Source organism: Amycolatopsis sp. NPDC058340 (assembly GCF_042723975.1).
Taxonomy (GTDB): domain Bacteria; phylum Actinomycetota; class Actinomycetes; order Mycobacteriales; family Pseudonocardiaceae; genus Amycolatopsis.
In genome coordinates, this window is sequence record NZ_JBHXIB010000061.1 from 21181 (window position 1) to 32607 (window position 11427).

Sequence of the window (11427 nt, forward strand, 5' to 3'; positions counted from 1 at the left end):
AGTTGTTGTTGGTGGTGGTGTTTTTTGTGTCTGGGTTGGGTGGGTGGGTGGTCTTGTTGTTGTTTTTGGCGATCAACAACATACACCCCCACTCACCACCACCTGTACCGATCGCTAAATGGAGGCCCGCACCAGCCCGGACTCGTAAGCCGCGATCACCAGCTGGGCCCGGTCCCGTGCCGCGAGTTTGTGCAGGAGATGGCCGATATGCGTCTTCACCGTCGCCAGCCCGAGGTGCAGTGTCCCGGCGATCTCGTCGTTCGACAGGCCGCGCGCGATCAGGCTCAGCACCTCGCGTTCTCGCGTGGTGATGTTGTCCAGCGAGGCCGCGACGCGCTGCCCGGGTTCGGGCAGCCGGGCGAACTCCGCGATGAGCCTTCGCGTGATCGAGGGGGCGAGAAGTCCTTCGCCCGCCGCGACGACGCGGATCGCGGTCAGCAGCTCGGCGGGCGGGGTGTCCTTCAGCAGGAATCCGCTCGCCCCCGCGCGCAGGGCCGAATAGACGTAGGCGTCGAGGTCGAAGGTCGTCAGCATCAGCACGTGGACGCCTTCGGTGGCGGGTGACGCGCAGATCCGCCGGGTCGCTTCGATGCCGTCCAGTTCGGGCATGCGGACGTCCATCAGCACGACGTCGGGGCGCTCCTTCTCGGCGAGTTCCGCGGCCTCCGCGCCGTCGCTCGCCTCCCCGACGACTTCGAGGTCCGGCGCGCTGTCGACGAGCACGCGGAAGCTGCCGCGCAGCAACGCCTGGTCGTCGGCGATCAGAACGCGGATCATCGTGTCCCCACTTCCTTGGCGGCGTACGGCAGCCGCGCGAACACCCGGAATCCCCCGGCGGGCAGCGGGCCCGCCTCGAAATCACCACCGTAGACGGCGACGCGTTCGCGCATGCCGATCAAGCCGTGCCCGCCCACCGCGGGCGGCGACCCTTCGCCGCGCCCGTCGTCGACGATCTCGACGCTGACCTCGCCGGGGCCTTCGGTGATCGTGACCCGGCACGCCGACGGTCCCGCGTGCTTCACGACGTTGGTCACCGCCTCCTGCGTGATGCGGTAGACCGAAAGCGCGACGCCTTCGGGCAGGTCGTCCACCGCCTCGCCGGTCAGCTCGACCCGCACCCCTGCCTGTCCGGCGCGTTCGGCCAGCGCCCGCAGATCCGCGAGTTTCGGGGCGGGCCCGAGCGCGGCCTCGGGCGTGCCGTCACCGGAACGGAGGACGCCGAGCATCCGCCGGAGTTCGACGAGGGTCTCGCGGCTGGTGAGTTCGATGACCCGCAACGCCTCGCGGGCTTCTTCGGGCTGTTGCTCCGCGACGTGGTTGCCGACGGCCGCCTTGACCGCGATCAGGCTCATGCTGTGCGCGACGACGTCGTGCATCTCGCGCGCGATACGCAGCCGCTCGTCGGAAACCGCCTGATCGGCTTGGGTTTCGGCGAGCTGGGCCAGGTTCGCGCGTCGTTGCCGTGTCATCCAGCCCAGCGCCCACGAGCCCGCGACCCCGCCGCCCGCGAAGGCCGTCGAGGCGATCGTGTTCGGTCCGAGCCGCAGCAGTTCGAAGATCATGACGACGACGAGACCGAGGCCCATCGCGATCAACGAGCGGGCTCGCGGATGTTCGAGTGCCACGGTGTAGAGCGCGCATCCGGTCGCCAGCAGCGCGGCGGGGCCCAGCCCGTTGCCGGCGAGCAGGGCCGGGACCAGGCTGCCGAGGCCGAGGCCGTAGGCGACCAGCGGGCGGTGACGCCGCAGCGCGATCGCGATCCCGCTGGCGGCGACCGTCGCCCAGGCGAGCCACATCGGGATGGCGATGAGGAACGTCCAGGTCCGCGCGGCGAGGTTCCCGCCGACGGCCACGACGAGCACCAGCGCGAGGAGCGCGTCGATCGTGTACGCCACCCGCTGTGAGAGCGCCGACGGCTGTTTCATACGGCGAACTCAACCAGACGGACGGCGCTTCCGCGTCCGTCCGGCGGAGGTCATCCCCAGGGTGGAGATCAGCTCCCGTGAGCCGCCGCGAAGAACTCCTTCAGCTTCTCTCGCCAGCTTCGCAGCGCTTCGGGCACGACGTCGTCCTGTCCGGCGGGGACGGTCTGGGTCAGCTCGACCATGGTGCCGTCGAGTTCGGAGTGGCTGAACTCCCAGCGGACGACGCCGCCTCGCGGCAGGCCGAGCTCCAGCAGCCTCGGCGGTTCTTCGCGAATGATCGTGCCCGCGGCCTTTTCGGACGCGAGAAGTGCCCAGACCTCGTCGAGCGGTTTCCAGATCAGATCGCGGCGGAAGCGGATCACCTTGCCGTCGCCGGTTTCCAGTACCTCACCCTCGGCGCGCCCGAACTCCTCGGTGTAGGCCTCGATCGGGCCGGCCCAGTCCCGCGGCGGCTCGTGTTCTTCGCCGTCGAGCAAGGCGGTGAGCGCGACGAGGCAGCTGTCCCAGCCGGCGGCCGTGCGGCCCGCGGCGAGCCTGGCGATGGCGGGTTCACCCCGGCCGAACGTATGCGTGAACAGCAGACGGCTGCCTTCACCCTCCGGGATGATCTCCCAGCGCAGCACGTCGTCGTTCCAGCTGAACGCGAAGACTCGGGGTTCGTCGGCTTCGAGGACTTCGCCCGCTGTCGGCTTCTCTTCGCCTTCGAAGGTGAACTCGATGGTCCCGCCCGGTCGCAGATCGACGGTGACCGCGGCGGGGAACCAGTTCGCGAGCTCCGACGGTTCGGTGATCGCCCGCCATACGCGTTCCGGCCGATGCGCGAGACGGCGTTCGATCCGCAGCGCGGGACGTTCTCCGACGGTTTCCAACCGGGCGCGAGCGTTCACGGTCACCTCCTAATGTGCCTTGAGGGAAATATAACCGTGTCGTGATATTCGGTCAAACATCGAGGTGGACGCCGATCCCGCTCCGCCCCGGCTCCAGGTCTTCACGCAGGACCAGATCGTCGTCGTAGTCGCCGCCGTTCTGGTGGCGGAACGGAATCGGGTCCTGAGTGGACAGTGTCCGCAGCCGTTCGCGCAGCGACTCCGCGGCGGCCTCGTACTGCTCGGGCGAAACGCGGTCGGCGCCGCAGATCGTCAACGGGGGCAGTACGGACATGCCCGCGTACCACAGTGTTCCGTGCTGCAGCGGGAACAGCAGGTCGCCGATCTCACCGTTCACGCCACGCGGTCCGATGGTGGCCTCCGGCGCGCCCGCGGTCAGCACGACCATGGCCCGTTTCCCGGCCAGCGCTCCTTCTCCGTAGCGCGCCGTCCGGCCGTCGGGGCGGCGGACGCCATAGGCGAAACCCTTGACGAAGACGCGGTCGAACCAGCCCTTGAGGATCGCGGGCATTCCGGCCCACCACAACGGGAATTGGAAGATCACGGTATCCGCCCATGCCAGCTTTTCGTGCTCGGCGCGGATGTCCTCGCCGAGTTCGCCGGTCCGGAACGCGTCCTTCGACGTCGAGCCGACGATGAGCCGCTCCGTGGAAGCGGCCCGGCCGAAGTCGTCGGCGTCGACGACGGGCTTCCATTTCATCGCGTACAGATCGGATTCCCGGACATCGGCTCCCTGCGCGCGGAGGGTGCGCAACCCCTCGTCGCGCAGTGAGCCGCTGAGGGAACGGGGTTCCGGATGGGCGAAGATCCACAGCACGTTCATGGTCCCACCGTCGCGCGGTCCGGCCGCCGAAACGAGTGGCCCGATGGACAACATGTGCAAGAATCGAGCCATGGGCTTTTTCGCGCATCCCGGCCGTCATCGGGTCGCCGTGCTGGTCCGGCACGGAATGCTGGTGATGGAGCTGGGCATCGTCACCCGGCTGTTCGGCACGGCCAAGTCGGCCGACGGCGAGCCGCTCTACGAAGTCGTCACCTGCACGCTGGAACCCGGGCAGATCCGGACCGACGCCGACGTCACCATCTCGGTCGCGCACGGCCCGGAGGTGCTGGCCGAGGCCGACACCGTCGTCATCCCGGCGTCGTCCACCGAATACGAACCTTCGGGGCACGAGCTCACCGAGCCGCTCGCGCGGGCGCTGGAGCTGATCCGGCCGGAGGCCAGGATCGCGTCGATCTGCACGGGTGCCTTCGTGCTCGCCGCGGCCGGCCTGCTCGACGGCCGGAAGGCGACCACGCACTGGCGTTCGGCGCTCGACTTCCAGGCGAAGTTCCCGAAGGTCGCCCTCGATCCGAACGTGCTCTACACCGACGACGGGAACGTGCTGACCGCGGCGGGTGTCGCGTCCGGGATCGACCTCTGCCTGCACATGATCCGCTGCGATCACGGTGCCGCGGTCGCGAACGAGGTCGCGCGCGGAACGGTCGTCTCGCCGCATCGCGAGGGCGGGCAGGCGCAGTTCATCCGGCGGCCGGTGCCGGAGCCGCAGTCCTCGTCGACGGCGGCGGCGCGGGCGTGGGCACTGGAGAACCTCGACAGGCCGCTGACTCTCCGAGAGCTGGCGGCGAAGGAGGCGATGAGCACGAGGACGTTCACGCGGCGATTCCGTGACGAGGTCGGAATTTCGGCGTTGCAGTGGCTCACCCAGCAGCGGATCGAACGGGCCCGTCAGCTGCTCGAAGAGACCGATCTGCCGGTGGACAAGGTCGCCGCAGAGGCGGGTTTCGGGACCGCCGCGTCGCTGCGCCAGCATCTGCAGGCGGCGCTGGGGGTCTCGCCCAGCACGTACCGGAACACCTTCCGCGAAGCCGTCTAGAACTGACTGACCTCCTGGTAACTTACCCGGAAATAAGTTCCGGAGGTGGTTCGTGAAGGCTCTCAAGCTCGCCGAACGGGTGTTGTTCGGCGCCGCGGCGATCGGCACGGTGTACTCCGCGCGGACGGGGAATCGGAAGCTCCAGCTGGCGGCCAAACCCGCCGCGGTGCCGGTGCTCGCCGCCAGGGTCGCGCGTTCGCGCGCGCTCGCGCCTGGGGAGAAGGGCTTGCTCGTCGCCGCGTTGATCGCGGCCGGGGCGGGCGACCACTTCATGGGCCGGTCCGACGAAGACGGTCAGCTGATCAAGGGCGCGACCTCGTTCGGCGTGATGCAGGTGCTGTATTCCGCGCTGCTGTGGCGGCGGGGAGCCCGTCCGCGCGCGGCGACCGCGCCGCCCCGGCTGGCGGCGTGGGCGGCGGCCGCGGTCGCGATGGCGTTGCCGAAGCCGTCTCCGGTGTCTTCGGTGCTTTCGGTCTACGGAGGCCTGCTGAGCACGACGTCGACCCTCGCGGCAGACCCGGTGCTGGCGCCGAAAGCCAAGGTCTCGGGCGGGATGGTGATCCCGTCGGGTGACCGCCGGACCTGGATCGCCGCCGGCGCGCTGCTGTTCTCCGCGTCGGATCTGGCGATCCTGATCCGCCGGAACTTCGTCACCAGCGAGCGGGTGCGGGCCAACCTCGAAACCTTCGTGCTGACCTCGTATCTGGCGTCGCAGTGGTTGCTCATAGAGGGGATGACCGCGGAAAGTTAAGCACTTACTTGACTATTGTTCGGCGTGGGCGGATAGTTAAGCGTGTGCCTAACCAACGGATGGACCAGGTGTTCAAGGCGCTTTCCGACGGGACGCGCCGCGAAATGATCGAGCGTCTCACCCGGGGACCCGCCTCGGTGGGGGAGCTCGCGCAGCCGCTGTCGATGTCGCTGCCCGCCGTGATGCAGCACCTCCAGGTGCTGGAGGCGAGCGGGCTCGTCCGGTCGGAGAAGTCGGGGCGTGTCCGCACGTGCCACCTCGAACCGGATGGCCTGCGGATGGCCGAGGACTGGCTCGGCGGACAGCGCACCGGCTGGGAACACCGGCTCGATCGCCTTGGTGGCTTTCTGGACTCCGACGAAGGGAACAGGTCATGACCGTCAAACACGCCACGTTCACCCTCGAGCGCGTCTACCCCGTGCCACCGGAACGCGTTTTCGCCGCCTGGGCCGATCCCGCCGCGAAAGCGGGCTGGTTCACCATGCCCGGCGGCGAGCATTCCCTGGACTTCCGCGTCGGCGGCCGCGAGGTCACCACGGGCGCGGGCGGCGACGGCCGGAAGCTGATCGCCGATTCGCGATACGAGGACATCGTCGACGACGAGCGGATCGTCTACGCAACGACACTGTCCGCCGACGACGTCCTCGCGACCGTGTCGCTCACGACGGTGCTGCTCGAAGCGGAAGCCGAGGGAACCAGGCTGACGCTGATCGAGCAGGGCACTTTCCTCGACGGACACGAAGAACCGGCCTGGCGCGAGCAGGGCACCGGAAGCTGGCTCGACGCATTGGGGAAGGCTTTGTCGGCAGTATGAACACATGCTGACCGCTGAGCTGATCGCCGACAGCCGTGTCCCGTCGAACCCCGCGCTCTCCGCCGACGGACGGTGGATCGCCTACCAGGTCGACACCATCGCGAAGGGCGCCTCCGAGATCTGGTTCGCGTCCGTCGACGGCCGCGAGAAACCCCGGAAGCTGGCAGAGGGTTCTCAGCCCGGATGGTCGTCGAACGCCCTCTATTTCCTCCGGGACGGCCTGATCCACACGGTGGACGGACCGCTGTTCGCTTGGCGGAGCGAGATCACCGCGTTCCTGCCGATGCGCGACCGGATCGTGTTCGTCGCCGAGGACGAGACGCCGCCCGCGGAAATCCGGGTCTGGAGCGAAAGTCTCCGCCCGGCGCGGCTTCGGAGCTTCGATCCGCGGACCGGTGAGATCACGACGTTGATCGAAGACCACGTAGTCGACGTCGCCTGCCGCCAGGACGACGGGGCACTCGCGGTGCTGACCTGGCCGACCCCGGAACTCGATCCCGGTGGGCTGGAACCCCGGCTTTCCTTGCTGGACCTGGAAACCGGCGAGCGGCGTGACCTCGGGAAGACCGCTGTCGAGGCCACGAGCCCCGTCTGGTGGCGGGACGGCGAAGGCTGGCACGTCGCCTATCTCGCGACGCCGGAGATGGTCGGCGGATGGGCGGTCTTCGACGTAACCGTGGAAACGGCGGAGCATCGGAACCTGACCCCGGAATCGGCCTGCCCGATCGGGCTCGCGCAGGTCGATTCCGGTGCTCCGCTGGTGCTCGTCGCCGACGGTCTCGACACGGCACTCCACCGGCTCGGATCGGGCGAAGTGTCGTTCTGGCGCGGGCAAGCGGACGCGATCGCCGCGAACGGCGGGATCGTGGCAGTCGTGCTGAGCACCGCTCACCGGCCGAAGGATGTCCATTGTGGACCGATCGGCGAGCCCTTGGCACAGGTGAGCGACACGGCGCCGGAGTTCGCCGAAGTCACTTGGGGTGCGCAGGAACGTTTGTCCTACAAGGCTTCCGATGGGCTGGCTCTGGACGGGCTGCTCGTTCTCCCGCCGGGGAAGACCCGGGACGACGGCCCGTTCTCCTTGATCGTCTTGCCGCACGGTGGACCGTACGACCGATATGCGGACGGCTTCCGGCTCGGCTGGTTTCCGTCCGCGCAATGGCTCTCGCTCGCGGGACACGCCGTCTTCCTGCCGAATCCCCGTGGGGGACAAGGACATGGACACGAATTCGCGGCCGCCGTCGCGGGACGGGTCGGGCTGGAGGAATGGAGCGATCTCGAAACCGGGGTCGACCTCCTCGTCGCCGAAGGAGTCGCCGATCCGGAGCGGCTCGGTATCGCGGGCTGGAGCCACGGCGGATTCGTGTCGGCCTGGGCCGTCGGCCGGACCAGGCGCTTCAAGGCGGCGTTGATGGGCGCCGGTATCTGCGACTGGGGGATGCTCGCCGCGACCGGCGAATTCGGCCCGTTCGAAGCCGCGCTCGGCGGAAGTACCGGCTGGGAAGGGGAAGGTCCGCACCGGCACGATCGGCTCAGCCCGATCTCCTTCGCGTCGGAGATCGAGACCCCCGTGCTGATCGTGCACGGCGCGGACGACACCAATGTCCCGTTGTCCCAGGCGGAATTCTTCCATCGCGCGCTACGCCACTTCGGCGTCGAACACGATCTCGTCGTCTATCCCGGCGAAGGCCACAGGATCTCCGGACGGGAACACCAGTTGGATCTGCTTCGCCGCACCCGCGAATGGTTCGCGCGGTTGCTCTAGCCCTGCGGCTCGCCGGGGACGTACGTGCCGAAAGTCCATTCGTAGCCTTCGAGATCATCGACGCGGCAGCGGTAATTGCCCCATTCGGTGTCCTCCGGCTTCCAGACCGGCGTCGCGCCGGCTTCGACGGCGGAAGCGAAGACGGCGTTCACGGCCTCCTGCGTCGGGAGACTGACATAGAGGCCGTGGCCGACGGTCTCGCCCTTGCGAGCCGGGCGGTCGTAGTCCTCTTCCGCGCTGAACACGATGATCCTGACCTCGCCGAGCCGCAGTTCCGAATGCAGGATCAACCCCTTGTCGTCGGGGTACTCCGTGACGGTCTCGAAGCCGAAGGCTCGTTCGAGCCAGCGAAGTGCTTTCGGGGCATCGCGGTAGGCGAGGTAGGAGTGGAGGGATGCTGGACGCTGCTGGGTTTCGGTCATGGGCACAGCCTCGCAACCGATGCGGACAACCACGGTCCTCGATTCGTCACCCAACAAGGCGAACGCCGAGCACCGTGATGAGCGCGCTCGACGCCAACGCGGTCACCAGCCGTCCACGGCGCCCTGTCAACACCTTGCCGAGTACGGCTCCGCCGCCCGCGAGAAGCACTTGCCAGCTCGCGGAAGCCGCGAACGCCGCGAGCACGAAGACCACGTGTTCCGCTCCGCTCGCCGCGGCCATGTCCTCGCTGCCGAGCACGAGCGCCGCGAAGTAGACCACGGTCGTCGGGTTCAGCAGGGTGATTCCGAGGAGGCTCACGTACGCCTTCACCGGCCCGATCGCGACCGGCTCGGTCACCTCGGCCTTCGCGGAGCCGCGGAAGTTCCGGACCCCGGTGAGTCCGATGTGGACGGCCAGCCCGAGCAGCACCACCACCGAAATCCAGCGCAGCGGCACGGCGATCGGTTCGATGACCGGGATCAGCGTGCCGCCGCCGAGGACCGCGACCAGGGCGTAGAGCCCGTCGGCCGTGGCGACCCCCAGCGCGGCGTACACACCGATCTTGAGCCCCGACCTGGCCGTCAGCACCACCAGATAGGTCGCGACCGCGCCCACCGGGATGGCGATGCCATACCCGGCGAGCAGGCCCGCGACGAACGCGGCGCTCACGGCGCGACTGGTGTCGGCCTCCACCCGGACCCGGCCTGCTGCTGCGCCCGCACCCGTCGGACGACGGTGGACGGCGGCAGGAAGGCGAGGGTCGAAGTCATGGGAGAAGGATGCGAACTCGCGACACCCCACGCAACACAATTACGCCGCGGTTCCCGATGGGCCTCGTGAGTGGCAAGGACGGTTAGAACCGTCCTTGCCACTCACGAGAGGGACGGCTGCAGAACGGAGTCCAGGTCGGCCAGCAGGCGCGCCTTCGGCCGGGCACCGACGGTCGTCCACACGGGACTCCCGTCCCGGAAGAGGATCAGCGTCGGCAGCGACATGACCTGATAGTTCCGTGCCGTGAGCGGGTTTTCGTCGGAGTTGAGCTTGCGGATGATCAGCGACCCGGCGCGTTCTTCGGCGATCTGCTCGAGCACCGGCGCGATCATGTGGCAAGGCGGGCACCATTGCGCCCAGAAGTCCACCAGGACGGGCTTGTCCTGGTCCAGGACCAGTTGCTGGAAGGTTTCGTCGGTGACGACGGAAAGGGACACTCAGGACTCCTCGGTTCGCGGCACGACGACGCACGGTCCCGGCGGCGTTTTCAGCGCGCCGGCGAGTTTGGTCAGCAGGCTGTCCCGCACGTCGTTGAGCCTGGCCAGACAGGCGTCCACCTCGGCGAGTTTGCGTTGGTAGACCTCGATCGAATCGGCGCACGAGTCGCCGGTCTCGTGCCCGGCGCGCAGGCACTCGACGAACGGCCTGGTGTCTTCGAGGCTGAGCCCGACCGCTTGCAGGGTCAGGATCTCGTTCACCAGACGGAAGTCGTCCTCGTCGTACTCCCGGTACCCGTTCGACGCGCGCCGTGCGTCGAGAAGCCCTTGTGACTCATAGAAACGCAGCGCGCGCGTGGTGGTTCCGGTACGCGCGGCGAGTTCGCCGATCCGCATGGTTCCGAGCGTAAACCTTGCCCTTGGCGTCAAGGCAAACGTTCATTCGTCGAGATCGACCCGGACGGTGAGGAGGTTCGTCCCGATCGCGCGCACGGCGGCGCTGTTGAGCCTGGGCAGGGCCTTGAGACGCGCGCGGGGATCGTCGCCGGGGAGCAGATGCGCCGTGCCGGTGTGCCATCGGCCCCTGAGCCGGACCCGGACCCGCGGATCGGCCTGGATGTTGCGGACGTACTGCGACTTCTCACCGAACTCCGAGACGAGCCAGAACTCGCGGCCCACCCGGCGGCCACCGATCGGCGTCCGCCGGGCCACCCCGGATTTGCGGCCGGTGGTCTCCAGGATCGGCTGGTTCGGCAGCCGGACGAGGATCGGGTTACCGACGTGGCGCTGGAACGTCGTGGCCACCCGGTGCTTGATCTCGTGATAGCGGGACATGGCTCCAGGGTGCCCTACGCTCGGCCCATGGTGAACGAGTCGGACGTGGACCTGGGGGACGGGACCACACTGCACACGTACGACACGGGCGGCGCCGGTCCGGTGGTCTTCTGGCACCACGGGACCCCGAACATCGGCGCCCCGCCCGCCCCGCTGTTCCCGGCCGCCGAGCGGCTCGGACTGCGGTGGGTCTCCTACGACCGGCCCGGTTACGGCGGTTCGTCGCCGCGGCCCGGACGAAATGTCGCGTCGGCGGCATCGGACGTCGAGAAGATCGCCGATGCCCTGGGAATCGAGCGGTTCGCGGTCTTCGGGCATTCCGGCGGCGGGCCGCACGCGTTCGCCTGCGCGGCTCTGCTGCCGGACCGGGTGTCGGCGATGGTCTGTGTCGCGAGCCTGGCCCCGTACGGCGCCGCCGGGCTGGACTGGTTCGCGGGGATGGGCGCGGCGGGAGCCGCGTCCCTGACGGCCGCCGTGGCGGGGCGGGACGAAAAAGAGAGGTACGAGGCGACGGCCGAATACGACGCGGAGATGTTCACCCCGGCGGATCACGCGGCCTTGTCGGGTGACTGGAAGTGGATCCTCGACGTCGTCGGCCCCGCGGTCGAGGGCGGGCCCGGCGCGCTGATCGACGACGATCTCGCGTACGTGGCGCCGTGGGGTTTCCAGCCGTCCGATCTCCGGGCGCCGGCCCTGTTCCTGCACGGCGGCGAGGACCGGATCGTGCCGCTCGCGCACGGCGAGTGGCTGGCCCGGCAGTGCGCCACGGCCGAGTCACGCGTGTTTCCCGAAGACGGGCACGTCTCGGTTCTCCGCCACGGGGAGGACGCGCTCGAGTGGCTGGCCGCTCATCCGTGAGCTGCGAGATCGTCCTCGTCCGGCACGGTCGCTGACCGCGGCGGCGTTGCGAAAGCCACTTTCACAACGTTGAAGGTTGCGAAAG

General features: G+C 68.7%; 15 protein-coding genes. 6 read left to right on the top strand and 9 right to left on the bottom strand.

Features of this window, described 5'->3' with window-relative positions:
* Positions 1 to 114: 114 nt before the first annotated feature.
* The 4 genes from ACFWIW_RS37175 to ACFWIW_RS37190 form a co-directional block, all read right to left on the bottom strand.
* Positions 115 to 777 carry a response regulator gene (locus tag ACFWIW_RS37175; RefSeq protein ID WP_378372770.1) on the bottom strand — a complete coding sequence of 221 codons (663 nt, stop codon included), beginning with the start codon at positions 775 to 777 and terminating at the stop codon, positions 115 to 117.
* Positions 774 to 1925: a sensor histidine kinase gene (locus ACFWIW_RS37180; protein WP_378372771.1), complete on the bottom strand. Its 1152-nt coding sequence runs from the start codon at positions 1923 to 1925 to the stop codon at positions 774 to 776. Before ACFWIW_RS37180 ends, ACFWIW_RS37175 begins: the two co-directional genes overlap by 4 nt.
* 68 nt (positions 1926 to 1993) lie before the next feature.
* A complete protein-coding gene (locus tag ACFWIW_RS37185) occupies positions 1994 to 2812 on the bottom strand; it encodes an SRPBCC family protein (RefSeq protein ID WP_378372772.1) in 819 nt (272 codons plus the stop codon).
* A gap of 52 nt (positions 2813 to 2864) precedes the next feature.
* Positions 2865 to 3635, bottom strand: coding sequence for an NAD(P)H-dependent oxidoreductase (locus tag ACFWIW_RS37190; protein ID WP_378372773.1), 771 nt, complete (start codon positions 3633 to 3635; stop codon positions 2865 to 2867).
* A 43-nt stretch (positions 3636 to 3678) separates the two neighbouring features.
* Here ACFWIW_RS37190 and ACFWIW_RS37195 point away from each other — a divergent pair, with 43 nt between their 5' ends.
* Genes ACFWIW_RS37195 through ACFWIW_RS37215 form a run of 5 tightly spaced genes read left to right on the top strand, consistent with a single transcriptional unit; the run spans position 3679 to position 8019 of the window.
* Positions 3679 to 4689, top strand: a complete 1011-nt coding sequence (locus tag ACFWIW_RS37195; protein ID WP_378372774.1) for a GlxA family transcriptional regulator — start codon at positions 3679 to 3681, stop codon at positions 4687 to 4689.
* 52 nt (positions 4690 to 4741) lie between these two features.
* The gene (locus ACFWIW_RS37200; RefSeq protein WP_378372775.1) at positions 4742 to 5440 is read left to right on the top strand and encodes a lysoplasmalogenase family protein; all 699 of its coding nucleotides are present in this window, start codon (positions 4742 to 4744) and stop codon (positions 5438 to 5440) included.
* A gap of 59 nt (positions 5441 to 5499) precedes the next feature.
* Positions 5500 to 5817 (top strand): ArsR/SmtB family transcription factor, encoded by a 318-nt coding sequence (locus tag ACFWIW_RS37205; RefSeq protein WP_378372799.1) that lies wholly within the window; start codon positions 5500 to 5502, stop codon positions 5815 to 5817.
* The gene (locus tag ACFWIW_RS37210; protein WP_378372776.1) at positions 5814 to 6254 is read left to right on the top strand and encodes an SRPBCC domain-containing protein; all 441 of its coding nucleotides are present in this window, start codon (positions 5814 to 5816) and stop codon (positions 6252 to 6254) included. Before ACFWIW_RS37205 ends, ACFWIW_RS37210 begins: the two co-directional genes overlap by 4 nt.
* Positions 6255 to 6258: 4 nt before the next feature.
* On the top strand, positions 6259 to 8019 hold the full coding sequence (locus ACFWIW_RS37215; protein ID WP_378372777.1) for a prolyl oligopeptidase family serine peptidase: 1761 nt from the start codon (positions 6259 to 6261) through the stop codon (positions 8017 to 8019).
* On the opposite strand, the gene ACFWIW_RS37220 is transcribed toward ACFWIW_RS37215, so the two are convergent.
* The 5 genes from ACFWIW_RS37220 to ACFWIW_RS37240 form a co-directional block, all read right to left on the bottom strand.
* Entirely contained in the window at positions 8016 to 8441 is a 426-nt protein-coding gene (locus ACFWIW_RS37220) for a VOC family protein (RefSeq protein WP_378372778.1), read from the bottom strand. The two genes, ACFWIW_RS37215 and ACFWIW_RS37220, sit on opposite strands and share 4 nt — an antisense overlap.
* Positions 8442 to 8487: 46 nt before the next feature.
* Complete coding sequence (locus ACFWIW_RS37225) at positions 8488 to 9111, bottom strand: LysE/ArgO family amino acid transporter (protein ID WP_378372779.1); 624 nt, start codon at positions 9109 to 9111, stop codon at positions 8488 to 8490.
* A gap of 203 nt (positions 9112 to 9314) precedes the next feature.
* Positions 9315 to 9650, bottom strand: coding sequence for a thioredoxin (gene trxA / locus ACFWIW_RS37230; RefSeq protein ID WP_378372780.1), 336 nt, complete (start codon positions 9648 to 9650; stop codon positions 9315 to 9317).
* Positions 9651 to 10046: a MerR family transcriptional regulator gene (locus ACFWIW_RS37235; RefSeq protein WP_378372781.1), complete on the bottom strand. Its 396-nt coding sequence runs from the start codon at positions 10044 to 10046 to the stop codon at positions 9651 to 9653.
* A gap of 42 nt (positions 10047 to 10088) precedes the next feature.
* Entirely contained in the window at positions 10089 to 10484 is a 396-nt protein-coding gene (locus ACFWIW_RS37240; protein WP_378372782.1) for a nitroreductase/quinone reductase family protein, read from the bottom strand.
* 27 nt (positions 10485 to 10511) lie between these two features.
* Between ACFWIW_RS37240 and ACFWIW_RS37245 the strand changes: the two genes are divergently transcribed.
* Complete coding sequence (locus ACFWIW_RS37245; RefSeq protein ID WP_378372783.1) at positions 10512 to 11342, top strand: alpha/beta fold hydrolase; 831 nt, start codon at positions 10512 to 10514, stop codon at positions 11340 to 11342.
* The last annotated feature ends 85 nt before the right edge of the window (positions 11343 to 11427 follow it).